The sequence below is a fragment of the Streptomyces sp. Y309 genome (assembly GCF_056712025.1).
Genome location: NZ_CM160048.1, coordinates 1,239,964 through 1,265,766 on the forward strand (window position 1 = coordinate 1,239,964; position 25,803 = coordinate 1,265,766).

Here is a 25,803-nt window from a genome sequence, read left to right on the forward strand (position 1 = left end):
GCACCTACCCGGGCAGCCCCATCGCGTCGGCCAGCGCCTCCATCTCAGCCATGAGCAGCGTGCTCGGGCGGTGCCCCATCCCCTCGTACAGACCCTGCACTTCGAGGCTGACGACACCGTGCAGCCGGGCCCACGCCGTCACGGTGCCGGCGAGCGCCGTCGCCGGGTCGACGTCCGGGGCCCAGGCCTCGACCCACTCCCCCACGGCGGGACTGTCGTTCAGCCAGAACCGCATCTCCGCGCGCAACTCCAGCGCGGCGCCCCGGCAGTCGCCCCGCCCGAGCACGCCGAGCAGCGGCCCGAGCACGCCGCGGGCACGGTCGACGGTCTCCGGCGGCGCGTGGTAGCCGGGGGACGGTGTGCCCGCCAGGAGCTGGTAGACGTGCGGCGACTCGACCGCCCAGGCACGGAACGCCATGCCGAGGGCGAGGAGTTGCTCGCGGGGCGGGACGTCCGCGACGCGGTCGGCGGCCGCGCGCATGGCGGCCGCCGCGGCGTCATAGCCGTCGCAGATCAACTCCGTGAGGAGGTCGTCGCGCTTGCCGAAGTACTTGTACAGGGCCGGGCCGGTGAGGCCGAGGCCCTTCGCGACGGCGTTGAGGCTGAGCGCGGGGGCGCCGCCCGCGCGGATCTGCTCCAGGGCGGCCTGCTTGATCTCGCCGCGCACCTGGTCGCGGTAGCGCTGGCGCGGGGTGGGGGTGCTGCTGCCTGCTGCCACGGGGGCCCTTTCGCTCAGACGGCGACGCTTTGGTTAGAGAGTCTAACTCAAGCAAGGGGGTCTTGACGGGGTGATGAGCGAGGTGCACGCTGGAGTTAGAGCTTCTAATCAAAGCGATAGCTTCAATCACCAGAGAGGCGTCATCATGCGCGACACCCACACCATCGAGCACCGCCCGGCGACGGCCCCGACCCTCGCCACCGAGATCGTCCTGCCCGGCGTCGTCGAGCCCGACGGCCTGGAGGTCCGGCACGTCCCCGCGCCCGCCCCCGGCCGGGGCGAGGTGCTGCTCGCGATGGAGGCCACGGGTGTCTCGTTCGCCGAGCAGCAGATGCGGCGCGGGAAGTACTACGACCAGCCGCCGTTCCCCTTCGTGCCGGGGTACGACCTGGTCGGGCGGGTGGTGGCGCGCGGACCGGGGGTGGATCCCGCGCTCGCCGGGCGGCGGTTCGCGGCGCTGACCAAGACCGGCGGCTGGGCCAGCCACGTCGTGGTGGACGCCGCGGATCTCGTCGAGGTGCCGGACTCCGTGACCTCGGCGGACGCCGAGACGCTGGTCGTGAACGGCATCACGGCCTGGCAGATGCTGCACCGCACGGCCAAGGTCGAGCCCGGCGACACGGTCGTCGTGCTCGGCGCGAACGGCGGCGTCGGCTCCGCCCTCGTACAGCTCGCGCGGATCGCGGGCGTGCGGGTGATCGGTACGGCGTCGCGGCGCCACCACGACAAGCTGCGCGAGCTGGGCGTCACGCCCGTCGACTACCAGGACCCGGACCTGCGCGGACGGCTGCGCGGGCTCGCGCCGGGCGGGGTGCGCGCGGTCTTCGACCACGTGGGCGGCGAGGGGATCGTGGACTCGTTCCGGCTGCTCGCGCCGGGCGGCACGCTCGTGTCGTACGGCACGGCGTCCACGCGCGACGTCGCCGGGTCCTCCAAGGCCCCCGTCCTGAAGCTCTTCGCACGCCTCGCTCTGTGGAACGCGCTGCCCAACTCCCGGCACGCGCACTTCTTCAACATCTGGGCGGGCCGACGGCGCGCCGACGCCTTCCGCGAGCGGCTGCGCGCCGACCTCGGCCAGGTCTTCGCGCTGCTCGCCGAGGGCAGGATCCGGCCGCAGGTCGCCGCGCGCGTCCCGCTGTCGCGAGCGGCCGACGCGCTGCGGCTCGCGGAGTCCGGCACGGTCGCGGGGAAGGTCGTCCTCGTACCGGACAGCGAGGCGCAGGACGGCCAGGTACAGGACGGCGAGGCGCAGGGCGGCGAGCGGACGCCGGAGGCGTAGTGGTCACCCGGTGCGGGGCGAGCGCTCGGGTCACCGGCAGCGCCCACTTCCGGCCACATCATCAACTCCCGCCAATACAGGACGCTTTCAGACATCCGTACGAAAATTTCGCCCGTCATGCCCCCATACGCCGGTCTCCTCGACAGGATCGACAGGGCCGTCCGAGCAACCGCTGCGGACGCCCGTGACTGTCACCTGGGAGGAACTTTGGCACCTGGTCCTCAATCGGCCGGGAGGCGGCGGCCCGGCACCCCTTCGCCGCCCGAACAACTGCTCTTCGGCGGGCGGTTGCGTGGATCGTGGGGCTGGACCGCACACGAGGGCGCGCGGCTGAACACGTCGTTCCTGACGATCCTGCGGCAGATCCCCACCCTGTTCCGGCACACCGTGTCGCTGGCCTGGCGCGCCGACCCGTGGGCGCTGGTGGTGGTCGCGGTGGCCCAGCTGGGCCAGGCCGCGGCGACCGCGTTCGGACTGCTCGCCACCAACCGCGTGCTGGTGTCGCTGTTCGCCGCGGGGCCGACGCCCGACCGGGTGCGCGAGGCGCTGCCGTCCCTGGTGTGGGTGGCCGCCGCCAGCGCGTTCGCGGCGACGCTGCGCGCCGTGTCCTTCGCGGCCGCGGGCCAGCTCGGACCGAAGGTGGAGCGCGTGGCGGGGCTCTCCATGATGGAGAAGGTCATCCGGGTGGAGATGGAGCACATCGAGCGCTCCGACTTCCACGCGGTGGTGGATTCCGGGCAGCACGGCCAGACAGCGGCCCGCCGCCTCATCGAGCACACCCTCGGCATCGTCGAGGCGCTGATGGCGCTGCTCGCCGTCAGCGGGGTCCTCGCGGTGCTGCACCCGGTGCTGCTGCCGCTCCTGGCGGCCGTGGTCGTGCCCAAGGCCTGGGGCACGGTGCGGGCGGCGCGCCGTACGTACGAGTCGGTGCAGATCTGGCTGGAACACGTGCGCCAGCAGGGGATGTTACGGCGGCTGCTGATCTCGCAGAAGGCGGCGCCGGAGCTGCGCGTGCACGGCGCGGGGCCGTTCCTGCTCGACCAGTTCGACCAGATGGCGGCGCAGGCCGCGGACGAGCAGACCCGGCTCGCGCACCTGGAGGCCCGCACCGACCTGGCCACGTCCGCGCTGTCGGGGCTGACCGCCGGCGCCTCCTACGCCCTGCTCGGCTGGCTCCTGACGCGCGGTCACCTGCCGCTGGCGTCCGGCGCCACCGCCGCGCTCGCGCTGACCAGCGGCACGGCCGGGCTGCGGCGCATGGTGACGCACATCCACCATCTCTACGAACAGAGCCTGTTCATGAACGACTTGATCCGTGCCCGCGAGGAAGCGGGGCAGCGCGCCATCCCCGCCACCGGTACCCCGGTGCCGGAGCCGCCCGAGGTCATCGCGTTCGACCGGGTCACGTTCCGCTATCCCGAGCGCGAGACGCCCGCCCTCGAAGAGGTGTCCCTGACCATCCGCAAGGGCCAGGTGATCGCTCTGGTCGGCGCCAACGGATCGGGCAAGACGACGCTGAGCAAGCTCCTCGCGGGCCTGTACCTGCCCACGTCGGGCGCCGTCACCTGGGACGGCACCGACCTGCGCGCGCTGCGCCGCGACGACGTCTTCGGGCATGTCGCGCTGGTCCTGCAGAACTTCCAGCAGTGGCCGTTCACCGCCCGCGCCAATGTCGCCATCGGCCGTCCCACGGAGGTCCACGACGGGGACCGTCTCGACGCGGCGGCCGCGTACGCCGACGCGCACCGCGTGCTCGACGACCTGCCGTACGGCTGGGACACGCTGTGCGAGAAGGGGTACGAGGGCGGCGTCGACCTCTCCGGCGGCCAGTGGCAGCGCATCGCGCTGGCCCGTGCCTACTTCCGCGACGCGGACATTCTCATCTGCGACGAGCCGACCAGCAGCATGGACCCCGCCGCCGAGATCGACGCCTTCCGCAAGATCCGCGCGCTCGCGTCCGCCGACCAGACGATCGTCCTGGTCACCCACCGCCTGCACAGCGTCAAGGAGGCCGACGTCATCTACGTGCTCGACGAGGGCAGACTCGTCGAGCACGGCGACTTCGCCACGCTGATGTCCGACGACGGGCCCCGCCTCTTCCGGCGCCTCTTCGAGCTCCAGTCCCTCCAGTACCGCACGGACCTGCCGACCGGCACACCGTCCGATGCCGCGGCCGACACTCCGGCCGACACGCTGGATGCCGTGCCCACGCAGCGCGGCCCGGCCCGCGACGACGCTAGACCGGGCCGGTCCCCGGCGAACCGTCCGGGCCGGTCCCCGGTGAACGGTCCGGGTCAGTCCTCCGCGGGCGGCGCAGCCGGTTGAGCCGCAGCGCGAGCTGGAGTTCCAGGGCCCGGTCGGGGGTGTTCCAGTCCGGGCCGAGCAGCCGGCCCGTGCGGTCCAGACGCTGCACGACGGTGTTCACGTGGACGTGCAGCGCCTCCTTGGCGCGGGACAGGCTCGCGCCCGCCTCGAAGTAGGCGTCGAGGGTGCGGACGAGTTCGGTGCCGCGGCGGTCGTCGTAGTCGAGGACGGGCCCGAGGACGCGGCGTACGTAGCCGTCGATGTCCGTGCGGTCGCCGAGGAGTACGCCGACGAAGCCGAGGCCGGAGGCGCTCGCGCCCTCGCCGGTGCGGCCGAGGACCGTGAGCGCCTGGAGGCAGCGGACTGCTTCGCCGTGGACGGCGGGCAGTCGGGCCGGGCTGTCGGCGGGTCCGGCCGCGCCGCACGTCACCGGCGCGCCGATCGCCCGGCCGAGGTCGGCGGCCAGCCGCTCGGCGAGCGGTCCTGGCGTCGCGGTGGGTGCGAGCAGGACGACGTGGCCGCCCTGGGGCCCGGCGAGGCCGCGCAGGGTGCGGGCGTGCCGTGCGGCCTCGGTCGTCAGGCGGGAGCGCAGGCCGGGCGCGCAGTGCAGGACGAGGACGGACGTCGGTTCGGTGAGGTCGACGCCGAGGCGGCGGGCACGCAGGGTGAGGCTGCCGGCGCGGCGCGGGTCGCCGGCGTGGGCGGCGGTGAGCAGGTCGTCGAGGAGTTCGCCGCGCACCCGGTCCTCGGCTTCGGCCACGGAGCGGCGCAGGAGCAGCAGCAACGCCGTGTCCAGGCTGGCCCGTTCGAAGAGCCGCCGGTCGCTGTCGGTCAGGTCGGGGCGGCCGCTGAGCGCGATGCTGCCGAGCGGTTCGGGCCCGGCGAGCACGGCGGAGACCCAGACGCCGTCCACGGGCACGGCGCGGCCGCTCGCGCGGGAGGCGGCGACGCCGCGTGCGGGCGGGGCCGGTGATCGGGCGCCCACCCGGGCCAGTTCGGTGCCGTCGGCGTCCTGGACGACCAGGCCGCCGCCGAGGAGCGCGGCGATCTCGGCGGCGAGGTCGGAGATGTCGCCGCCGCGCAGCACCAGGTCGGTCAGCCGGTCGTGGGTCTCGGCGGCGCGGCGCATGGCCTCGCTCTGGGCACGGGCGGTGGCCGTCGCGGCGTTGAGCTCCACGAGGGCGGCGCGGGTCTCCTCGAGGAGGCGCGCGCTGTCGATGGCGACGGCCGCGTGGTCGGCGAGGGAGGCGAGCAGCGCGATCTGGTCGGGGGCGAAGTCGCGCTGCGTGCGGTCGGCCGCGTACAGCACGCCGATGACGCGGCTGCCGACGCGCAGCGGTACGCCGAGGATGCCGCGCAGACCCTCCTCGCCGACGCCCGCGTCGATGGTGGCGGTGTGCTTGAAGCGGGTGTCGGTCCGGTAGTCGGCGCTGGCGTAGGGCCGGGCGGTCTGCGCGACGAGGCCGCCGAGCCCCTCCCCCATGCCGAGCCGCAGTTGCTGGAACCTCGCGGACGTGGAGCCGTCGGTGACCCGCATGAACGTGTCGCCCGCGGTCGGGTCGTTGAGGGTCAGGTACGCCACGTCGGTGCGCAGCAGCAGGCGGGCGCGGCGCACGATGGCGCGCAGCACCGCGTCCAGGTCGCTGAGGGCGGCCAGGTCGCCGGCGGTGTCGAACAGCGCGGACAGCTCGGCCTCGCGGCGCCGGTGCTGGTCGAGGGTGCGGCGGATGGCGAGGGCGGTCGCGGCGGCCTCCTCCACGTAGGCGAGTTCCGCGGGTCCCGCCCCGGCCTCACGGGCAGCGGCGACGGGCCGGGCGAAGCTCTCGGCGGGAGCTTGTCGGCCGAGGAGGTCGAGCAGGTCCCGGAGGGCGGCGGCGGCGAAGCCGTGCGGCGCGGTGGCGGCGGGGCCGCCGGACGTCGGGGTGGCGGGGCCGTCAGGGGATGCCATGTCGCTGCTGCCTTCCGGCCGTCGTCCGTGGCCCGCTCGTGTCCCTCGGCCCGGATGCGCTCAGGACGGCTCGCCGGACCGTACTGGCGTGCGGGCGGTGTCGGTCCGCGGGGTGTCCGGCGTCTCGACGTGCCGCAGGTCCCGGCCGCGGGTCTCCTTGGCGAGGGCCACCGTCACCGTCGTCACCAGGGCCGCCGCGCACACGTACACGGAGACGGGCACCGACGAGTCGAAGTCCTTCAGGAGTTCGACGGCGATGATGGGGGCGAGCGCGCCCGCGACGATCGAGGCGAGCTGGGAGCCCATCGAGGCGCCGGAGTAGCGGACCCTGGTGTCGAACATCTCCGAGATGAACGCGGCCTGCGGCCCGTACATGGCGCCGTGCAGCAGCAGCCCCACGGTCACCGCCGCCGTGATGACGGCGAACGACTCGGAGTCGACGAGCGCGAAGAACGCGAACGCCCACAGCGCCATGCCCACCGACCCGATGAGCGTGACAGGGCGTCTCCCGATCCGGTCCGAGAGGGCGCCCCAGGCGGGGATCGCGGCGAAGTGCACGGCGGAGCCGATGAGGACGGCGTTGAGCGCGGTGCTCTTGGGCAGGTCCAGGTGCTTGGTGACGTACACGAGCACGAAGGAGGTGAGGACGTAGTACGAGATGTTCTCGCCGAAGCGCGTACCGATGGCCGTGAGGACCTGCCGCCAGCTCTTGCGGAACACCTCCACGACGGGCGGCTCGTCCTTGACGCCCTGCGCGGCGGCCGCCTCGGCCCTGGCCTGCGCCTCCAGGAAGACCGGCGACTCGGACACGGAGAGCCGGATCCACAGGCCGACCAGCACCAGGACCCCGGACAGCAGGAACGGCACCCGCCAGCCCCAGGCCTGGAAGGCGTCCTCGGACTGCACGGCGGCGAGCAGCGCGAGCACGCCGGTGGCGAGGAGGTTGCCGCCGGGCGCGCCGGACTGCGGCCAGGAGGCCCAGAAGCCGCGGTGCTTGTCGCCGCCGTGCTCGGAAACGATGAGGACGGCGCCGCCCACTCGCCGCCGAGCGCGAAGCCCTGCACCAGGCGCAGCACGGTGAGGAGGACGGGCGCGCCGATGCCGATGGCGTCGTACGTGGGCAGCAGCCCCATGGCGAAGGTCGCGCCGCCCATCAGGAGCAGGCTGAGCACGAGCAGTTCAGGAACGGCGCGGTCACCATGACCTGCTGGATGAGCGTGAAGCGCGCCGGGGGGAACTCGGTGAGCGGGGCGACGTGCTGGAGTCCCGCGCTGTTGACGAGGATGTCGACGGCGGTGGGCAGCGCCGCCACGGCCTCGGAGTCGGCGAGGTCCGCGATGTGCGCGTGCCCGCCGACGGCGTCCGCGACGGCCTTGGCCGACGCGGCGTCGATGTCGACGACGTGCGTGTCGGCGCCGGCCGCCGCGAGGGCCACCGCGCAGGCCCGGCCGATGCCGCTGCCGCCGCCCGTGACCAGGGCGACGCGCCCGCTCAAGTCGGCGCGGGGCGCGGCCGGGACGGTGTCAGGTGCGCTTGTCATGGCGGGAAACATAAGGTCGGGGCGCTGGGACGCCCATGTGGCCGGACGCCACACTCACCGCCGCTTTCATGGCGCCGGGGACCACACCTCGCCTTTGGCGGCTGTCAGTTGACACCAGGTGGGGCCGGGTGGGCGGGCGCCGTCACGGCACCCGCCCACCCGTTCACCGCCGCCGGACACTTACGCTGCGAGTCTCCCGTCGACGGCCGCCGAGCGGCCGAGCTTGTCGACGGCCTGGTAGTACGTCCAGGCCAGGGCGTCGCACGAGACCTTCTTCGCTCCGCTGTAGGCGGAGCACACCCGCTTCAGGTCGGCGTAGAAGGCGCTGTCGATCCGGGCCTTGTTGGCGTCGAAGGTGCCCATCTGCTTGTAGTTGCGGTACCCGAAGTCGTGCCGGGCACAGGACTTCTCGAAGGGGAAGCCGAACGGGTTGTCGGGGGACGAAGAGCAGTAGTCCGTGGACCAGTTGAACTGGTAGGCGCTCCAGGAGCCCTGGTTGTTCCGGGCCGAGAGCCAGGCGTTGTAGCTGCCCGCGTCGGTCTGGGTCCAGCGGCTGAGCACCTGCGCCTTGTCGGCCGGAACGGCGGCGGCCGGGGACGCGGCGAGCCCCGTCCCGAGGGTGAGGGCGGCGGCACTCATGGCCAGGGCGGCAAATCGGCGACGCATGGGGGTTCCTCCCGTTGGGTGTGACACGAATCGGCCGTGCACGCCGCACGGGCCCTCCGGCCCGATGGCCGAAAGATCCGCGCGGCAACTTGGCCATACACCACGGGAGTTGATGCCAAACCTGCACGCAGCGCGCGCGGGGTTCCGGGAGTGGTGCCACCACAAACGGGGGAAGGGCGCGCCAACTGCGCCGCACCGGCCGGTTCTTGTCCTGTCACAAGTACATGGCGGCCCGCCATGCGACGACTGTGCGACGGCTCAGCCGCACCGGACCCGCAGCGGCTCGAACCCGACGACGGTCTCGGGGCCGTCCGCCCAGCGCACCCTCACCTCGCCCTCGGAGCCTCCGGAACCCTCGGAGCCCTCGGCGCCCTCGGCACCCCCGGACAGAACGACGTCGCGGACCGCCTCGGCGAGCGGCACGTTCGGCCCGGCGGCACTCAGCGAGGCCAACGCCACGAACACCCCGGTCCCTTCGGCATCCGCCGCGAGCCGGGGCACCCGCACCCACGGCTCGTACGCCGTGCCCTCAGGCGCCCGCACCTCGTCCGCGTCGCGCCAGCCGTACAGGCCGACCAGCTCCGAGCGGAGCGCGTCCGTGGCCCACCCGGTCAGCGTCACCCGCGCCCCGCGCGGGGCGCCCACGACCCGGTGGACCCGCACCTCGTACCGGCCGCGCGCGACGGTCACGCTCTCGACGCGCAGGCCGGGCACCATCGGCGGCCCGGACCTGAACACCGGCCGGTGCCAGGACGCCGCCCAGCCCCACCCGTCACCCGCGCCCGCACCCAGCGGGTGGATCCGCCGCCGCACGCTCCCGACCCCGCCGACCTCGACCGACAGATGGTTGTCCGCGGCGTTGGCCAGGGAGGTGGGGCCGGTGTGCGTGGAGTACGCCTGCCGTCCGTAGTGCGCGTCGTCCTGGGACGCCGACTCGCCCTCGTGCGGGCGGACATGGTCGCTGCCGTGGTTGTGCAGCCGTACGATCCCGTCCGCCCGTGTCGACTGGACGAGCAGGCCCGGCGCGGGCAGCGCGAGCACCCGGTCGGGGCCCTCGCTCGGCGCGGGCTCCTCGGTCGCCGTCCACAGCGGATCACCCTCTGGCGCGAGGAGCGCCACGAAGCCCTTCGACGCCCAGTACGGGGACGCGGGGCCCGAGTAGTTCTGCAGCGTCGCGTCGTGCGGGCCGTGCCAGCCCAGGCTCAGCAGCCCGTCGGGCGTCACCGCGCCCCGGTCGAGGAAGTAGCGCAGATTGCCGCTTATCAGGCGGCGCGAGGTGCCGGGACTCAGCGGCGTGTGGCCGGTCACCGCGCCGATGCCGACGGCCGCCGACGCCGCGAACCGGTAGGCGAGGGAACGCCCGAAGTGGATCGGCGCGCCGTCGGCGCCGAAGAGGAGCGCGAAGCCGTCCAGGTGCTCGCGCAGGCGCGGTCCGAACCGGTCCGAAAGCCCAGCGTCCCCCGTCAGGTGCGCGTGCAGCAGCGGATAAAGGTGCAGGGCCCAGCCGTTGTAGTGGTCGAAGGCCCGTCCGTCGCCGTCCGCGTACCAGCCGTCGCCCCGGTACCACGTCTCCATCAGTTCAAGTGCCCTGTCCATGGCCCGCGTCGTGGCCGCGTCGCCCCGGCCGACGGACTCCAGGAAGGAGGCCACCATGAAGGGGAACAGGTACCAGTTGTTGGGCGCGGGTAGGTGCGTGAGCGCGCCGCGCAGCCACTGCTCCGCGCGGTCCTGTACGTCGCCGTCGAGCCGGTCCCACAGCCAGGGCCGGGTCAGCGCGAGGCCGAGCGCCACGGACGCGGACTCGACCATCGGCTGGCCCTGCACATGGTGGTCGAGGATCAGCGGCCAGGACTCGGTGTCGTCCCGGCCGGGTGCCCGGGTGCCCGCGGCGAGGCCGCGCGCGTACCGCTCGAGCCAGCCGTGCGGGTCCTTGCCGCCGGCGCCCGCGACGCGGAAGCCCGCCGCCAGGAACGTACGGGCATAGCCTTCGAGCCCGTCCGAGCGGACCCCGGACGCGGAGGGGCGGCCCGGCAGATCGAGGAGCGCGCCCTCGGGGGTGGCCCAGCGCCAGGCGGCGCCGAGCAGCCCGTCGGCGACGGCCTCCCAGTGGGCGCGCGTGTAACCGGTGTACGGGCTCAACTCCCGGTCTTCTTCGGGGAGTTCGAATTCGGGCAGGTCGAAGGGGACGGTCATGCCAGGAACGCCAGCCTTTCGCGTCGTACGGGATGGGCGAAGCCGTCGCCCGCGGCCCACCGGGCCACCTCGCCGACGGCCGTGTCGGCGAGGCGCTCCCACTCGCTGCCCTGGGAACCCGCCAGGTGCGGGGTGATCAGGGCGTTCGGGCAGTCCCACAGCGGGTGTTCGGCGGGCAGGACTTCGGGGTCCGTCACGTCGAGCACCGCCCGGATACGGCCCGCGCGCACCACGTCGGTGAGCGCGTCCTGGTCGATGACCGCCCCGCGCGAGGTGTTGATCAGGACAGTTCCTGTCCGCATCAGGGCGAGGAGTTCCCGGCCGACCAGGCCGCGCGTGGCGGGAAGCAGCGGCGTGTGGACGCTCAACAGGTGGCTGCGCGCGAAGAGTTCGGACAGGCCGACCCACTCCACGCCGAGGTCGGCGGCCTCCGCCTCGGTGACGTACGGGTCGTGCAGGAGCACCTCGAAGTCGAAGGGGCGCAGGAGCTCCATGACCCGGCGGCCGATCAGCGAGGCGGAGAGGATCCCCACGGTGCGGCGGTAGTTGCCGACCTCGCCGGGGGTGAGCAGCCACTCGTCGCGCGCGCGGGTCCGCCGGAAGTCGCGGGCCCGCTCCAGGACGTGCTTGCCGTGCAGCAGGATCATCGCGAGGGTGTACTCGGCGACCGGCAGCGCGTTGGCCGCGGCCGCCGACGACACCTCGACGCCCCGCTCCCAGCACGCGTCGGTGACGTGCCCGCGCACCGAACCGGCCGCGTGCACCACGGCCTTGAGGCGGGGCGCCGCCGCGAGGACGTCCGCGTCGAGCGGCGGACACCCCCACCCGGTGACGAGCACCTCGACGTCGGCCAGGACTTCCTTGGCGCGTACGGTCGTCAGGTCGTCCAGGACCGGCGGCGGCGTCAGGTCGCACACCTCGGCGAGCGCGGCGAGGGACCGGGGCGTGAAGACGGCCTCGGCGGCCTGGTGGGACATGGCCAACGCCGCCCGGGGCTCGCTCACTTGACCGCCCCCGCCGTCAGGCCGGATCGCCAGAACCGCTGGAGGAGGACGAACGCGAGGATGAGCGGGAGGACAGCGAGCAGCGAGCCCATGATCACCACCGGGTAGTACTCGGGCGAGACGGTCGCCTGGCTGTTCCACTGGTACAGGCCGAGGCTCACCGGATACAGGTCCTGGTCGGACAGCATCACCATAGGCAGGAAGAAGTTGTTCCAGATCGTGGTGAGCTGGAAGAGGAAGACCGTGACCAGGCCTGGGCCGAGCATCCGCAGGGAGACCCGGACGTACGTCGTCAGCTCGCCCGCGCCGTCCACCCGCGCCGCTTCCAGGACCTCGTTCGGCACATAGCCCTGGGCGAAGATGCGGCCGAGGTACACGCCGAACGGATTGAACAGGACCGGGATGAACACGGACCAGAAGGTGTTCACGACGCCGGTCTCGGAGGCGAGCAGGTACAGCGGCAACGCGAGCACCGTCTGCGGCACCATGACCGCCGCGAGCACCAGGCCGAACAGCTTCTCCTTGTGCCGGAAGTGGTACTTGTCGAAGGCGTACCCGCAGGCGACGCTGATCATCGCGCCGAGGGCCGCGCCCAGGACCGCGTACAACAGGCTGTTGCCGTACCAGCGGCTGTAGAGGCCGCCGTCCATCGCGAACAGGTCCTTGACGTTCTGGACGAAGGAGAAGTCGCTGAACGACAGGATGCTGCTGCCGAAGAGGGCGTCACGGGACTTCGACGCGGCGAGCACCAGCCACAGCACCGGAAGCAGCGTGTACAGGACGGAGATCGCGACGACGGCGTTGACCGTCGCGCGGCCCAGCAGGCGTGGGCGCAGGAGGGGCGAGTCCGGGGCGCTCATCGGGCGTTCTCCTCGGCCGGGTTGACGCGGTTGGTCCAGCGGGTGACCCCGTAGGAGACGGCGATGGTGATGATCAGCAGGATCACGGAGGCGGCGGCCGCGAGCGAGTAGTTGTTGCGGGAGAAGGCGGCGTCGTAGATGTACATGCTCGGCGAGAAGCGGGTGTCGACCATCTGCGAGGACTGGTGGAGCAGCATCGGCTCCGTGAACAGCTGCAGCGCCCAGATCAGCGTGAACATCGCGACCATGACGATGGAGGGGCGCACGAGCGGCGTCTTGACCTGGAGTGCCGTGCGCACCGGTCCCGCGCCGTCGACCACCGAAGCCTCCAGGACCTCGCGGGGGACGGCCTGCAGGGCCGCGTAGAAGATGACCATGTTGTAGCCGAGGTTGCTCCACAGGGCGATGTTCACGATCGACGGGAGCGTGGTGTGCAGGCCGAGGAAGTCGACGGTGATGTCGGCCTTGGCGAACGCATCGATGACCGGGCTGATGCCGGGTGTGTAGAGGTACAGCCAGATCAGGGCGGCGATGATGCCGGGCACCGCGTGCGGCAGGAACAGGCCCAACTGGGCCCAGGAGCGCAGCCGTACGACCCCGGAGTCGAGCAGCAGCGCCAGGGCGAGCGAGCCGAGGACCATCAGCGGGATGTAGATCGCGCAGTACAGGGCGACCCTGCCGAGGCCCGCGTGGAACGTGGGGTCGGTGAGCACGGCGGTGTACGAGCGCAGGCCCACGAACACGGTGCGCTCCGGGCCGAAGCCGAGGCCCGGCTGGTCGTCGCTGAAGAAGCTCAGCCACACCGCCGTACCGATCGGGATCAGGAAGACGAGCGTGAGGAGGAGGAAGAACGGGGTCATCAGGACGCCCGCGGCGCCGTTGCGGCGGCGCCTGGCGGCCCGCCGCGCCTTGCGCCGGGAGAGGTCGGCGGCCTGTCTGGGGGCGGCCTTCGCCGTGGGGGCGTCGGCTGTGGTCGCGGTCATGGGTGTCACCTGCCTTTCGTGCCTGGTGGGGTGCGGGTGCCCTTCGTGCCTTGTGCGGTGCGGGTGCCTTTCGCGCCTTGTGCGGTGCGGGTGCCCTTCGCGCCTTGTGCGGTGCGGGTGCCCTTCGCGCCTTGTGCGGTGCGGGCGTTCACGTGGAGTGCTCGGTGGTGGACAGGCCGAGCGCCTTGAGGTCGGGCATCGTGCCGTCCTGCGCAGCGCGCACGGCGGACAGGAGCGTCCCGGAACCGGCGCCCGCGCGGGCGAAGGCGTCCTGCATGACGAACTGGACGGGGGTCATGCGCGGGCCCCACACCCAGCCGTCGCGGATCTTGCCGGCCTCTTCCTCGAAGAGCCGGTAGACGTCCTGGCCGCCGTAGTACGAGCGGTCGAACGCCGCGCGGCCCACCTCGATCAGCTCGGTCACGGCCGGGTACTGGCTGCTCGCGCCGCTGGACAGGCGCGCCTTGAGGGCGTCGGGGTGGGCGACCTGCCACTCGATGAACTCCATGGCGGCCTCGGGCTGCTCGCTGTCCTTCGTCACGGCGAACGTGGAGCCGCCGTGGGTGCCGAGCCCGGGCCTGTCCACGTCCCACTGGGGCAGCGGCGCGATCCGCCACTTCCCCTTCTGCTCGGGCCGGGCGTTCATCTGCGCGCCCGCGTCCCAGGCGCCGCTGAGCCGGGCCAGGACCAGGCCGTTGCCGATCTGGGCGTCGTGGAGCCGGCTGCTGGACGCGTTCACATGGAGGAGGTCCTCGTCGATGAGCCGCTGCCAGTACGCGGCCACACGCCGGGTCGGCGCGTCGGCGAGGGAGACGTTCCAGGCGCCCTTCGACGTGTCGTACCACTGGGCGCCCGCCTGCCAGGCCCACGCGGCGAACTGGCTCATGCCGTCCGTGGGGAAGAGCGTGAGCCTGCGGTCGCCGCCCGTGCGCCGCACCTTGCGGGCGAGGTCGGTGAACTCGTCCCAGGTGGTGGGGACGTCGAAGCCGTACTTGTCGAAGAGGTCCTTGCGGTAGTGCAGGACCATCGGCTCGACGTCGAGCGGCACACTGAACGTGCGCTTCTCGAACGTCGTCAGGCCGAGGGACGCGGGCAGCAGCTTGGCCCGCAGCCCGTCGCTGATCATCGACGTGATGTCACGGGCGACGCCGTCTATGGCGAAGCCCGGGAGCTGGGGGTACTCGATGGTGGCGACGTCCGGGGCGTTGCCCGCGCGCGCCGCGTTGCTGAGCTTCAGGTATCCGCCTGCGGTACCCGCCGGAATCTGCTGGAAGTCGACCTGGATGTGGTCGTGCGTCTTGTTGAACGCGTCCACCACTTCCTGGCTGCCGCGCAGCGCGGACCAGAACGTGATGGTGGTCGTGCCGGACTTGCTGGTGCTCCGCGATCGAGTGGACGCGCCGCTGTCCCCGCTGCAGGCGCTCAGGGCGCCCGTCAGCGGCAGCGCGGTGATCGCGGCGAGAACAGATCGACGGCTCTGTCGACCAGGCATGGGCGCCTCCCGCGGCTCCTGCGTGTTCGAGTCACGGGAATACTGATCGGCTGAGCGAACCTGGTCAATAGATCGATCAGAAGAAGATGAAACGGTCAAACGCTCATTACGGTGCGGCAGTTGCGTCCGGGGTTCCGGTGGCGGACGCGTCGGCGTCCGCCGCGTACGGAGCCTGCGTCGACCCGCGGACCTGCAACGCCGGAAGGAGTTCCGTGCGCCGCACCGGGCCCTTCGCCCCGCCCGAGGACCGAGGTCCGAGGCGGCGCAGCAGCAGCTCCGCCGCCGCCGCGCCTATCTCGGCCTTCGGCGGGGACACGGCGGTCAGCGGCGTGCTGCCGAGCCCGGCGACCACGTCGTCGTACGCGATCACGGAGCAGTCCTCCGGGACCCGGGTCCCGCTGTCGCGCAGCGACTGCACCAGCATCAGCGCGTCCACGTCGCCGTGCAGGACGGCCGCCGTCGCCCCCAACTCGCCGAGCAGGGCGGGCAGGTCGACCGGCTCCTCGGCGGCCTCCGCCCGCGGGTCCGGGGCGCCGCCGGGAGAGCTGAGGGCGACGGCCCATTTGTCGACGCCGGGGTGGCCCGCCGCGATCTCGGCGAACGCGGAGCGCAGGGCGCGCGCCGTCGGGCTGTCGTCGCGCGCGGCGAGCACGATCCGCCGGTGGCCGAGGCCCGTGAGGTGCTCGACGGCGAGGTGGATGCCGTACCAGTGGTCCGTGCACACCGTGTCCACGGCGTGCAGCGCGCTGCCGCGGCGCGGCCTGCGCTCCATCACGACCGCGGGCACCTCAAGGCGCGACAGCCAGGTGTAGTCGGCCTCCTCCGTGGCGCGGCTGCGCCAGCGCGGCGCGATCAGCAGGCCGCGCGCGCCGTCCGCCAACGCCCGCTCGACAATGGGCTGTTCGGCGCCCGGCACGTTGGGCGCGATGTGCAGCGCGATGCGGATGCCGGCCGCTTCGAGCGCGGTGCGGGCGCCGTGCAGCATCTCGTACAGGTACGCGTGGCGCTCGGGGACGACGATCGCGACCGGGCCGCCGTCGGCCGTGGGTTCCGCGGGTCCGGCGGCCTGCTCCGTCTCGGGCAGGACCGGCCGGGCCACGCCGTGCCCGCGGCGCAGCTTCCCTTCGCGTGCCAGCTCCTCCACGTCACGCCGGAGGGTCACCACCGACACCGCGAGCTCCGCGGCGAGTTCGCTGACCCGGGTCGCGCCGCGCGACCGCACTACGGCGAGGATCCGCTGCCGCCTGAGATCGACCGGTTCGCGCATGCCGATGGCCCCCTCACTGCCCGCTGTTCGTTTGAGCGCTTCGCTGAACGCTTCGGCGGCAGCATAACCAGCGGGTGAGCAGGGAGGTCAGCCCTCCCTGGCGGGGGCTCTCCCGAGAACGATCGAGGGGCCGCCTCAGATCCCTCTGAAGCGGCCCCTCGACTTGCGACTTCGAAAACTTGCGACTTCGAAAAGTCGGGACGACAGGATTTGAACCTGCGACCCCTTGACCCCCAGTCAAGTGCGCTACCAAGCTGCGCCACGTCCCGGTGCGTTCCTCGCGGTGTCCCGCGTGATCACGCAGGTAGAACTCTACCGCACGTCACGGGGTGGTCCGAAGCAGCGGCGGCCTCGGTGGCGGCGCGTGGCCGCCCCGGTCTGCCCCTCGGCGCGGGGCGCGGGAGAATCGGCGTATGAGCAGCGCACTTGGACCTGACGGCGTGGGCAGCGGGCGGGACCGCGACGAGGAGGGCCGGGCCCGCAGCGCCCGGCCCCGCGACGGGCTCGGGCGGCCGTTGCCGTACGGCGCCGAAGGCGTGGAGCGGCAGCCGGAGGGGGTGGTGCGCATGCCCCGGGAGACCGTCGCCGAGGCGCAGGCGCTCCTCGACGCAGGCCGGCCCTTCCACGCGCACGAGGTCTTCGAGGACGCCTGGAAGTCCGGGCCCGAGGAGGAGCGCGGCCTGTGGAAGGGCCTCGCCCAGCTCGCCGTCGGCCTGACGCACTCCGCGCGCGGCAACGCCACGGGCGGCGCGCGGCTGCTGCTCCGGGGCGCGGGCGCCGTCTCGGCGTGGACCGAGGAGGCCTCGGGGCGGCAGCGGCCGTACGGGATCGACGTACCGGAACTGGTGGAGTGGGCGCGGGCCTTGGCGGCGCGCGTGGAACGGGACGGGGAGCGGGGCGGGGAGCCGCTGGACGCGGCGGAGTGCGCGCCGCGGCTGGCTTCCGGCAAGGACGGCGGGCACGACAGGGGCGGCAAGAACGACAGGGACGGCACGGGCGGCAAGGACGGCTGAGCACCCGCCCGCACCCCTCACTCTCCCGTGCGGCACACTCGCCCCGTGCGAAAGATTCATGTCATCGGCATCGGTGCGGGCGACCCCGACCAGCTCACCCTGCAGGCGGTCAAGGCGTTCGGGGACACGGACGTGTTCTTCATCCTCGGCAAGGGCGAGGAGAAGGCGGACCTCGTGGCGCTGCGCCGGGGCATGCTCGACACGCACCGGCCGGACGGGGCGTACCGCGTCGTCGAGGCGCGCGACCCGGAGCGCGACCGCAAGGCGGGCGGCGCACACTACTCGCCCGCCGTGGACGACTGGCGCAGCCGCCGCGCCGACATCTACGAGCGGCTCATCGCCGACGAGCTGGGCGCGGACGAGACCGGGGCGTTCCTGGTGTGGGGCGACCCGGCGCTGTACGACTCCACGATCGGGATCCTGGAGGAAGTGCTCGCACGCGGGTCCGTGGGCTTCGACTACGCCGTCGTACCGGGCATCAGCAGCGTCTCCGCGCTCGCCGCGCGCCACCGCACCGGCCTGAACCGCGTCGCGCGCCCGGTCCAGATCACCACGGGCCGCCGCCTCGCCGACGAGGGCTTCCCGGACGGGGTGGACGACGTGGTGGTGATGCTGGACGCCCGGCAGGCCTTCGGCCGGTACGCCGACCGGGACGACGTCGAGATCTATTGGGGCGCCTACATCGGCACCCCCGACGAGATCCTGGTCTCCGGCCCGCTCGCCGAGGCCGCCCCGCGCATCGAGCGGCTGCGCGCCGAGGCCCGCGCGCGCAAGGGCTGGATCATGGACACGTATCTGCTGCGCAGGCGCACGGACGGCTGACCCGGCCCCGGAGGGCTGAACCGGCCCGGGACCGCCATGAGCACCCCCGACCGGACGGCCCCGCATGCACCTGCCCGGTGCCGGTGTGAGGGTGAGCCTGTGACCGTTACCGAGCAGCCCGCGGCAGCGCAGGAGCAGGGCCCGCCGGTCCTGGACAAGCGCCGGCGCAATGTCGTCTTCGTGACGATCATGCTGGGCGTCCTCCTTGCCGCGCTCGACCAGACGATCGTCGGCACCGCGCTGCCGACGATCGTGTCGGACCTGGGCGGCGCCGAGCACATGTCGTGGGTCGTGACGGCGTACCTGCTCGCGGAGACGGTCGCGACGGTGCTCGTCGGCAAGTTCGGCGACCTGTTCGGGCGCAAGATCGTGTTCCAGGTGTCGGCGGTCGTCTTCATCACGGGCTCGTTCCTGTGCGGCCTCGCGACGAACATGACGCTGCTCATCGCCTGGCGTGCGTTGCAGGGCATCGGCGCGGGCGGCCTGATGGTCACGGCGATGGCGCTGATCGCCGACGTCATCCCGCTGCGGGAGCGCGGCAAGTACCAGGGCGCCATCGGCGCGGTCTTCGGCGTGTCGACGGTCATCGGGCCGCTGCTCGGCGGCCTGTTCACAGACCACCTGACCTGGCGCTGGGCGTTCTACGTCAACGTTCCCATCGCGATCCTCGTGGTCGTGGCCGCCGCCCGCACGATCCCGGTGGTGAAGTCGGTCTCGCGGCCCGTCATCGACTATCTGGGCATCGCGCTCGTCGCGGTCGGCGCGAGCGCCCTGATCCTCGCGACGAGCTGGGGCGGCAACGAGTACGCGTGGGGCTCGGGCACCATCATCGGCCTCTTCGCGGGCGGGCTGCTCGCGCTCGCCGCGTTCTGCCGGGTGGAGACACGGGCGGCGGAGCCGATGCTGCCGATGCGGCTCTTCGCGAACCCCGTCTTCACGGTCTGCTCCGTCCTCAGCTTCATCGTCGGCTTCGCGATGCTCGGCGCGATGACGTTCCTGCCGACCTATCTGCAGTACGTCGACGGGGACTCGGCCACGATCTCCGGCGTGCGGACGCTGCCGATGGTCGCCGGGCTGCTCATCGCGTCCGTCTTCAGCGGGAACGTCGTCAGCAAGGGCGGCGGGTACCGGATCTTCCCGATCGCGGGCTCGCTGGTGATGGCCCTCGGCCTCTACCTCCTCTCCCTCATGGGCCGCGACACCAACACGTGGCTGGAATCCCTGTACATGTTCGTGCTCGGCGCCGGCATCGGCCTGTCCATGCAGGTCCTGGTGATCGCCGTGCAGAACACCGTCGCGTACGCCGACCTCGGCACCGCGACGTCCGGCGTCACCTTCTTCCGTACGCTGGGCGCTTCGTTCGGCACGGCCGTGTTCGGCACGATCTACGCCAACACGCTCGCCTCGAACCTGCGGGACGGCGTGGCGGAGGCCGCGCGAACCGGCACGGCACCGCAGGACACGATCGCGAAGGCGGCCCAGAGCCCCCAGGGCCTGCACGACCTGCCGGACGAAGCGGCCGCCCCCGTCATCACGGCGTACGCCGACACCCTCCAGACCGTCTTCCTGTGGACCGTGCCGGTCGCGCTCGTCGGGTTCGTCGTCGCCCTGTTCCTCAAGCAGGTCGAACTGCGCGACAGCGCGCGGATGAGCTCGTCCGACATGGGTGAGGGCTTCGCGTCGCCGCAGGCCGGCGAGTCCGGGCGGCTGCTCGAACTCGCCGTCGGCAACATCATGCGCGCCAAGGGCCCGCAGACCGCGCGCGCCATCATCCAGCGGTCCGACACCCGCCTGGACATGGCGGGCGCCTGGGCCGTGATGCAGGTGGCCCTGTTCACGCGGATGGTCGGCCACGCCAACCTCAACCTCATCGCGGCCCGCCGCCAGCTGCCGCCCGAGGTCCTGGTGCCGGTCTTCGACCGCATGGTCGAGGAGGGCTATCTGACCCACACCGGCACGCTCTTCGAGCACACACCGGCGGGCGCGCGCGAGGCCGACGTGATCGGCAGGGCGTGGACGGCCTGGATCCGGGAGCAGCTGGAGAAGGACGGCGGCCGCGCCCTGGAAGAGGCGGCCGAGGGCGACGGGCGGCTGATGGCGGCGGTCGACGCGATCGCCAAGCGGCTGCTCGCGGAGGACCTGGCGCAGGGGCTCGCGCTGGACCGGGGGCAGGGCCCGCGGCCGGCGGGAGCGGCGTCGGCGTAGGCCGGATGACCTACATGCCCTCCAGCCCGAGTCGGGCGAGGGCCACCTCCTCGTCCGCCACCACCTCCACCCCCGGCGGCGGCTCCGGCCGGCGGACGATCACCACGGGCAGGGCCAGGGCGCGGGCGGCCGTGAGCTTGGCCGCGGTGGCCGCGCCGCCGCTGTCCTTGGTCACAAGGACGTCGATGCGGTGCGCGCGCAGCAGCGCCGTCTCGCCGTCGACGGTGTACGGGCCGCGGTCCAGGAGGATCTCCGCGTCCCGGGGCAGCGGTGGCTCGGGCGGCTCGACGGAGCGTACGAGGAAGTGGAGCGCGTCGTACGGGGCGAAGGCCGCGAGGCCCAGGCGGCCCGTCGTGAGGAAGACGCGGCGGCCGAGCGCGGGCAGCGCGGCGGCGGCCTCTTCTAGGGAGGCGGTCTCGTGCCAGTCGTCGCCGGGGCCGGGGCGCCAGCCCGGTCGGCGCAGGGCGAGCGCCGGGACGCCGGTGGCCCGCGCGGCCTGTGCCGCGTGCGCGCTGATGGTGGCCGCGAAGGGGTGCGTGGCGTCGACGAGGGCGGTCACGCGGTGCTCGCGCAGCCAGTCCGTGAGGCCGTCCGGGCCGCCGAAGCCTCCGACGCGTACGTCGCCGTCGAGTGCCGCGGGGCGGCTGACCCGGCCCGCGAGCGACGTCGTCACGCGCACGCCGGGCCGTGCGGCGAGGGCGGCGGCGAGGCGGCGGGCCTCGGTGGTGCCGCCGAGGACGAGCACGTGGGGCGCGTTGGGCATGGGCCGAGCGTACGTGGGAGCTCGGCCCCGGCAGCCCCCGCCCGGTGTCAGCGCAGCAGGAGCTGGAGGCCGCCGAGGACGGTCGCGCCGATGACGAGCTGTTCGAAGAGTCGCTGGTTGATGCGGTTCACGCACGCCTTGCCGAGGAGCGCGCCCGGTATCACGAACAGCGCGAGGGCCGCGTCGAGCAGCAGCGAAGGCCCGTCGATCAGGCCGAGCCCGACGCTGAAGGGCACCTTGGAGGTGTTGACGATGAGGAAGAACCACGCCGAAGTGCCCAGGAAGCTCAGCTTCTTGAAGCCCGCCGAGAGCAGATACATCGACATGACCGGGCCGCCCGCGTTGGCGACCATGGTCGTGAAGCCGCCGAGCACCCCGTAGGAGGGGGCGGCGACCCGGGCCGCCCCGGCCGGGGCCCGCTCCTCGGTCTCCGCCCGCTCGGCCGCGCGGCGGCGCCACACGGTCACGGCCGCCATCAGCAGCAGGATCGCCCCGATCGACGTACGCACTGTTCCGTCGTCGGCGAACATCAGGAACACCGTGCCCACGGCGACGCCCGCGCCGACTGCGGGGAACAGCCGCCACAGCGTGGGCCAGTGGGCGTGCCTGCGGTACGTGAGGACGGCGAGGACGTCGCCGACGATGAGGACCGGAAGCAGCACACCCGTCGACGCGCGGGCCGGAAGGACCGCGGCGAAGACGGCGAGGCTGATCGTGTTCGCGCCGCTGACGGCGGTCTTGGAGAAGCCGACGACCCCGGCGGCCAGGGCGAGCGCGCCGAACTCCCAGACGGTGAGGGCGGATATGGCGGAGGTGGCGGATGCGGCGTCCATGCTGGGCCGATGGTATGCCCAAGCACTTTGGGGCGGCGGGGCAGGGCGGGGTGGCCCCCCGTGCGACGGCCCGGGGGCCCGGGGTCCCGGCGCCCCGGGGTCAGTCGCGTTCGACCAGGAGCGCGCTGCCCTGGCCCACGCCCACGCACATCGTGGCGAGGCCGCGGGTGGTGCCGGTGCGGCGCATGCGGTGCAGGAGAGTGGTGAGGATGCGGGCGCCGGAGCAGCCGAGGGGGTGGCCGAGCGCGATGGCGCCGCCGTCGGGGTTGACCAGGTCCGGGTCGATGCCGAGCGCGTCCACGCAGGCCAGCGCCTGGGCGGCGAACGCCTCGTTGAACTCGGCCTCTTGGACGTCGGCGACGGTCCAGCCGACGCGGGCCAGGGCCTTCTGGGTGGCGGGCACGGGGCCGATGCCCATCACGTCCGGGTGCACACCGGCGGAGGCGCCCGCGGCGTAGCGGCCGAGGGACTCCAGGCCCAGGTCGTGCAGGGCCTCCTCGCTGACGAGGAGCAGCCCGGCCGCGCCGTCGTTCATCGGCGAGGCGTTGCCCGCGGTGACCGTTCCGCCCTTGCGGAACACCGGCCGGAGCGCGCTGAGTTTCTCGTACGAGGTGTCCTCGCGGACGCATTCGTCCGCGGTGACGACCGTGCCGTCGGGGGTGGTGACGGGCAGCAGTTCGTCGTCGAAGTGGCCCTTTCCGCGGGCGGCGGCGGCGCGCTGGTGGCTGCGCAGGGCGAAGGAGTCCTGGCGCTCGCGCGAGACGCCGTGCCGGGCCGCCACCTCCTCGGCCGTCTCGCCCATCGACAGGAGCCCGTGCAGCTCCTTCATCCTCGGGTTGACCAGCCGCCAGCCGAGGCGGGTGTCGGCGGTCTCCATGCGGTGCGGCAGGGCCTCGTCGGGGCGCGGCAGCACGAAGGGGGCGCGGCTCATGGACTCGGAGCCGCCCGCGAGCACGATGTCGGCGTCGCCCGCGGCGATGGTGCGGGCCGCCGTGGTGACCGCCTCCAGGCCCGAGGCGCACAGGCGGTTCACCGTGGCGCCGGGCACGGACTCCGGGAGGCCCGCGAGCAGGACGGCCATGCGGGCGACGTTGCGGTTGTCCTCGCCCGCCTGGTTGGCGGCGCCCCAGTAGACGTCGTCGATCCGGGCCGGGTCGAGCTGCGGCAGGTCGTCGAGCAGGCCGCGGACGACGGTCGCGGCGAGGTCGTCCGGGCGGACGGCGGACAGGGCGCCGCGGAGCTTGCCGATCGGGGTGCGGCGGGCGGCGACGAAGTGAACGGTGCGCACGGGGCTACTCCGGGGCGTGAGCGGTTTAATTAGCGCTGCTAGTTTCGGAGTGTACGGGGGCCTCGGGCGGCCGTCCAGGCACATCGGTTGCCGTCCCCCGGTCGGTGCGCCGGACGCCGTCCCGCTTCACCGCCAGGCCGCGCGCACGGCCGGTGGCCACTCCCCCGCGGCGAGGAAGCGGCGTACCGACGCCGCCGCGCGTCGCCCTTCCGCGGTCACCGCCCCGGCGGACCGCACCGCGTGCGTCACGTTTCCGACGGCGAAGACGCCGGGGATCTCCGTGCGGAACGCCGCGTCGATCGCGGGCCCCCGCGTGCCGGGGGCGAGCGGTACCCCGCCCCGGCGGGCCAGTTCGTGGTCGGGGACGAAGTCGCCGGTGAAGACGACGGTGTCGCAGGCCAGTCGGGCGCGGCGGCCGGTGCGGTGCCGCACGAGCACGGCGGACAGCCGCCCCCGGCCCGCCAGTTCGGTCACCGCCGTCTCGGTGAGGAGCGGGACGCCGTGCCGCAGCCGGGCCTCGGCGGCGCGCCAGGGCGAGGTGCGGTGCCGGGGCTCCGACGTCACCTGGGCGGCCACCGCGACGCCCGCGCGCCGCAGCGTGTCGAGTGCGGCGTACGCGACGGGCTCGGCGCCGACGACCACGGCCCGCGTCCCGATGTGCTGCCCGTACAGGTGGACGGCCTGCTGGAGTTCGCCGGTGGTGTAGACGCCCGCGGGGCGGGTGCCGGACACGAGGCGGGCGCTGCGGGGGCGTTCGCGGGCGCCGGTGGCGAGGACGACGGCCCGCGCGGTGAGGCGTTCCAGGCCGTCGGGCGAGGTCGTGTCGAGGGTGCGGGGCCCGGCCCATCCGGTGGCGGTGACGCCGGTGCGGACGGTCGCGCCCGCGCGCACCGCGGCGTCGACGAGGCTCCGCGCGTACCGGGGGCCGCTCGTGCCGGGTCCGGTCAGGCCCGCGAAGGTGCGGGCGCCGAAGCCGCCGTGGTGGCAGTGGCGCGGGACGCCGCCCGCCTGTGCCTCCCGCTCCAGGACCTCGACGCGGCCCGCGCCCGCCGCGGCGAGCCCGGCGGCCACCGCGAGTCCGGCCGGTCCGGCGCCGACGACCAGCACGTCGACGGTGCGCTCGTGCCTCATCGCGCCGCCCTCCGCGCCGCCGACCGGTCACGCCGGTCGAAGAGTTCGCGCACGGCGGCACCGCAGTAGAAGCCCTGGCACCGTCCGCCGCGGGCGCGGGTGCGGCGTCGCAGGCCGTCGAGGGAGCCGGGCGGCACCGTGCTCAGGAGCGCGTCGCGGATCTCGCCGCGCGTGACGCGCTCGCAGTGGCAGACGAGGGCGCCGTACTCGGGGTCCGCCGCGATCAGGTCGGCCCGCTGGTAGGGGCGCGGGGAGTTCTCGCCCAGGTTGGGCATCGTGACGGGCGTCAACTCCCGGGGTTCGCCGCCCAGGTCGAGGCCGGCGTCGGCGAGCAGGCCGGTGACGTACGCGGCGATGGCCATGGACGCGGTCAGGCCGGTGGAACGGATGCCGCCGACGGTGACGTACCGCTGTCCCGGCCGGACGTGGATCTGGTAGTCGTCGTGCTCGGTCGCCGCGCGCAGGCCCGCGTAGACGGCGGTGACGTCCTCGTCGAGGAGTCCGGGCAGGATGCGGGCGCCCTTCTCGCGCAGCCCCGCGAGGCCCTCGGCCGTGGAGCCGGTGGCCCGCTTGTCGTCCAGGTCCTCCGCCGTGGGGCCGAGCAGCACGTTCCCGTACACGGTCGGCGCGACCAGGACGCCCTTGCCGAGCGCCGTCGGCACCGGCAGCAGGATGTGCCGCACGAGGTCGCGGGCGAACTTGTCGAAGACGATGAGCTGGCCGCGGCGCGGGGTGACGGTGAAGGTGTCGTGGCCGAGCATGCGGTCGACGGTGTCGGCGTGCAGGCCCGCCGCGTTGACCAGGTAGCGGGTGCGGATGTCGCCGCGGCTGGTGTGCAGTGCGTGCGGGGTGCCGTCGGCCGCGTCGCCCTGGACGACCGCTGTCAGACGGCAGTTGAGGTGCAGGTCCACGCCGGAGCGCACCGCCTGCGTCGCGAAGGCCAGGGGTGTCGTCCAGGGGCAGATGATGCTCTCGCCGGGCACCGCGAGCGCGCCGAGCGCACCGGGACCGAGGTGCGGCTCGCGGGCGCGGACCTCGGCGGCGTCGAGCAGCGCCGCCTCGTCGTAACCGTTGCGCCCGGCCTTCTCCAACAGGCCGGGCAGCGCGGCGAGTTGGTCCTCGTCCCAGGCGACCAGGAGCGCGCCGGTCCGCTCCACGGGGATGCCGCACTCGGCGGCGTACGCGGACAGACGGCGCTGTCCGTCGCGGACCAGGCGGGCCTCCAGGGAACCCGGCACGGCGTCGAACCCGGTGTGCAGGATGGCCGTGTTGGCCTTGGACGTGCCCTCGCCCACGTCGTCGGACGCCTCCACGACGGCGACGCGCAGCCGGTACCGGGCCAGTTCGCGGGCGAGGGCGGCGCCCATCACGCCGGCGCCGACGACGGTGACGTCGTACGGCTCCCGCGGCAGGCCGCCGGACCTGGTGACGAGCCCGGCCCCGGCCCCGTCCGGGCCCGCAGGGTCGCCGCCGGGCCCGGTCGCACTCATCTCC

General features: G+C 73.5%; 18 protein-coding genes, 1 tRNA gene and 3 pseudogenes. 5 read left to right on the forward strand and 17 right to left on the reverse strand.

Going from position 1 to position 25,803, the window contains the following annotated elements:
• Positions 1 to 4 precede the first annotated feature (4 nt).
• Entirely contained in the window at positions 5 to 718 is a 714-nt protein-coding gene (locus AC0KTA_RS04200; protein ID WP_481053727.1) for a TetR/AcrR family transcriptional regulator, read from the reverse strand.
• Positions 719 to 863: 145 nt separating this feature from the next.
• Between AC0KTA_RS04200 and AC0KTA_RS04205 the strand changes: the two genes are divergently transcribed.
• Entirely contained in the window at positions 864 to 1,997 is a 1,134-nt protein-coding gene (locus AC0KTA_RS04205; RefSeq protein WP_481053728.1) for a medium chain dehydrogenase/reductase family protein, read from the forward strand.
• A 288-nt stretch (positions 1,998 to 2,285) separates the two neighbouring features.
• Positions 2,286 to 4,322: an ABC transporter ATP-binding protein gene (locus AC0KTA_RS04210; protein ID WP_481053729.1), complete on the forward strand. Its 2,037-nt coding sequence runs from the start codon at positions 2,286 to 2,288 to the stop codon at positions 4,320 to 4,322.
• On the opposite strand, the gene AC0KTA_RS04215 is transcribed toward AC0KTA_RS04210, so the two are convergent.
• The 11 genes and pseudogenes from AC0KTA_RS04215 to AC0KTA_RS04265 all read right to left on the reverse strand — a co-directional run bounded on the left by AC0KTA_RS04215 (position 4,234) and on the right by AC0KTA_RS04265 (position 16,523).
• Positions 4,234 to 6,249 (reverse strand): helix-turn-helix domain-containing protein, encoded by a 2,016-nt coding sequence (locus AC0KTA_RS04215; RefSeq protein ID WP_481053730.1) that lies wholly within the window; start codon positions 6,247 to 6,249, stop codon positions 4,234 to 4,236. The genes AC0KTA_RS04210 and AC0KTA_RS04215 overlap by 89 nt on opposite strands.
• A gap of 60 nt (positions 6,250 to 6,309) precedes the next feature.
• A pseudogene (locus tag AC0KTA_RS04220) lies at positions 6,310 to 7,430 on the reverse strand (MFS transporter); the annotation flags it as partial.
• Positions 7,430 to 7,789 (reverse strand): annotated as a pseudogene (locus AC0KTA_RS04225) (SDR family NAD(P)-dependent oxidoreductase); the annotation flags it as partial. The pseudogenes AC0KTA_RS04220 and AC0KTA_RS04225, both read right to left, overlap by 1 nt.
• A 180-nt stretch (positions 7,790 to 7,969) precedes the next feature.
• Positions 7,970 to 8,455 (reverse strand): phospholipase, encoded by a 486-nt coding sequence (locus tag AC0KTA_RS04230; RefSeq protein ID WP_481053731.1) that lies wholly within the window; start codon positions 8,453 to 8,455, stop codon positions 7,970 to 7,972.
• Between the two features lie 258 nt (positions 8,456 to 8,713).
• Positions 8,714 to 10,648, reverse strand: coding sequence for a DUF2264 domain-containing protein (locus AC0KTA_RS04235; RefSeq protein WP_481053732.1), 1,935 nt, complete (start codon positions 10,646 to 10,648; stop codon positions 8,714 to 8,716).
• Positions 10,645 to 11,625: a hydroxyacid dehydrogenase gene (locus AC0KTA_RS04240; protein ID WP_481056304.1), complete on the reverse strand. Its 981-nt coding sequence runs from the start codon at positions 11,623 to 11,625 to the stop codon at positions 10,645 to 10,647. Before AC0KTA_RS04240 ends, AC0KTA_RS04235 begins: the two co-directional genes overlap by 4 nt.
• A 23-nt stretch (positions 11,626 to 11,648) precedes the next feature.
• A complete protein-coding gene (locus AC0KTA_RS04245; protein WP_481053733.1) occupies positions 11,649 to 12,512 on the reverse strand; it encodes a carbohydrate ABC transporter permease in 864 nt (287 codons plus the stop codon).
• Positions 12,509 to 13,495 carry a carbohydrate ABC transporter permease gene (locus AC0KTA_RS04250; protein ID WP_481053734.1) on the reverse strand — a complete coding sequence of 329 codons (987 nt, stop codon included), beginning with the start codon at positions 13,493 to 13,495 and terminating at the stop codon, positions 12,509 to 12,511. Before AC0KTA_RS04250 ends, AC0KTA_RS04245 begins: the two co-directional genes overlap by 4 nt.
• A gap of 148 nt (positions 13,496 to 13,643) precedes the next feature.
• Positions 13,644 to 14,987 carry an ABC transporter substrate-binding protein gene (locus tag AC0KTA_RS04255; RefSeq protein ID WP_481053735.1) on the reverse strand — a complete coding sequence of 448 codons (1,344 nt, stop codon included), beginning with the start codon at positions 14,985 to 14,987 and terminating at the stop codon, positions 13,644 to 13,646.
• A gap of 106 nt (positions 14,988 to 15,093) precedes the next feature.
• On the reverse strand, positions 15,094 to 16,254 hold the full coding sequence (locus AC0KTA_RS04260; RefSeq protein ID WP_481053736.1) for a substrate-binding domain-containing protein: 1,161 nt from the start codon (positions 16,252 to 16,254) through the stop codon (positions 15,094 to 15,096).
• Positions 16,255 to 16,449: 195 nt separating this feature from the next.
• Positions 16,450 to 16,523, reverse strand: a tRNA-Pro gene (locus tag AC0KTA_RS04265).
• 144 nt (positions 16,524 to 16,667) lie between these two features.
• Between AC0KTA_RS04265 and AC0KTA_RS04270 the strand changes: the two genes are divergently transcribed.
• The 3 genes from AC0KTA_RS04270 (at position 16,668) to AC0KTA_RS04280 (ending at position 20,294) form a co-directional block, all read left to right on the forward strand.
• Positions 16,668 to 17,267: a DUF309 domain-containing protein gene (locus AC0KTA_RS04270; protein WP_481053737.1), complete on the forward strand. Its 600-nt coding sequence runs from the start codon at positions 16,668 to 16,670 to the stop codon at positions 17,265 to 17,267.
• Between the two features lie 45 nt (positions 17,268 to 17,312).
• A complete protein-coding gene (gene cobF / locus AC0KTA_RS04275) occupies positions 17,313 to 18,089 on the forward strand; it encodes a precorrin-6A synthase (deacetylating) (protein WP_481053738.1) in 777 nt (258 codons plus the stop codon).
• 99 nt (positions 18,090 to 18,188) lie between these two features.
• Positions 18,189 to 20,294 (forward strand): MDR family MFS transporter, encoded by a 2,106-nt coding sequence (locus tag AC0KTA_RS04280; protein WP_481053739.1) that lies wholly within the window; start codon positions 18,189 to 18,191, stop codon positions 20,292 to 20,294.
• A gap of 10 nt (positions 20,295 to 20,304) precedes the next feature.
• Here the strand turns inward: AC0KTA_RS04280 and AC0KTA_RS04285 are convergent, their stop codons facing one another.
• The 5 genes and pseudogenes from AC0KTA_RS04285 to AC0KTA_RS04305 all read right to left on the reverse strand — a co-directional run bounded on the left by AC0KTA_RS04285 (position 20,305) and on the right by AC0KTA_RS04305 (position 25,799).
• On the reverse strand, positions 20,305 to 21,057 hold the full coding sequence (locus AC0KTA_RS04285) for a cobalt-precorrin-6A reductase (RefSeq protein WP_481053740.1): 753 nt from the start codon (positions 21,055 to 21,057) through the stop codon (positions 20,305 to 20,307).
• A gap of 47 nt (positions 21,058 to 21,104) precedes the next feature.
• Positions 21,105 to 21,890: a sulfite exporter TauE/SafE family protein gene (locus AC0KTA_RS04290; protein WP_481053741.1), complete on the reverse strand. Its 786-nt coding sequence runs from the start codon at positions 21,888 to 21,890 to the stop codon at positions 21,105 to 21,107.
• A gap of 100 nt (positions 21,891 to 21,990) precedes the next feature.
• Positions 21,991 to 23,178 carry a thiolase family protein gene (locus AC0KTA_RS04295; protein WP_481053742.1) on the reverse strand — a complete coding sequence of 396 codons (1,188 nt, stop codon included), beginning with the start codon at positions 23,176 to 23,178 and terminating at the stop codon, positions 21,991 to 21,993.
• Positions 23,179 to 23,331: 153 nt separating this feature from the next.
• A pseudogene (locus AC0KTA_RS04300) lies at positions 23,332 to 24,309 on the reverse strand (NAD(P)/FAD-dependent oxidoreductase); the annotation flags it as partial.
• Positions 24,306 to 25,799 (reverse strand): FAD-dependent oxidoreductase, encoded by a 1,494-nt coding sequence (locus AC0KTA_RS04305; RefSeq protein ID WP_481056305.1) that lies wholly within the window; start codon positions 25,797 to 25,799, stop codon positions 24,306 to 24,308. The gene AC0KTA_RS04305 and the pseudogene AC0KTA_RS04300, both read right to left, overlap by 4 nt.
• Between the last annotated feature and the right edge of the window lie 4 nt (positions 25,800 to 25,803).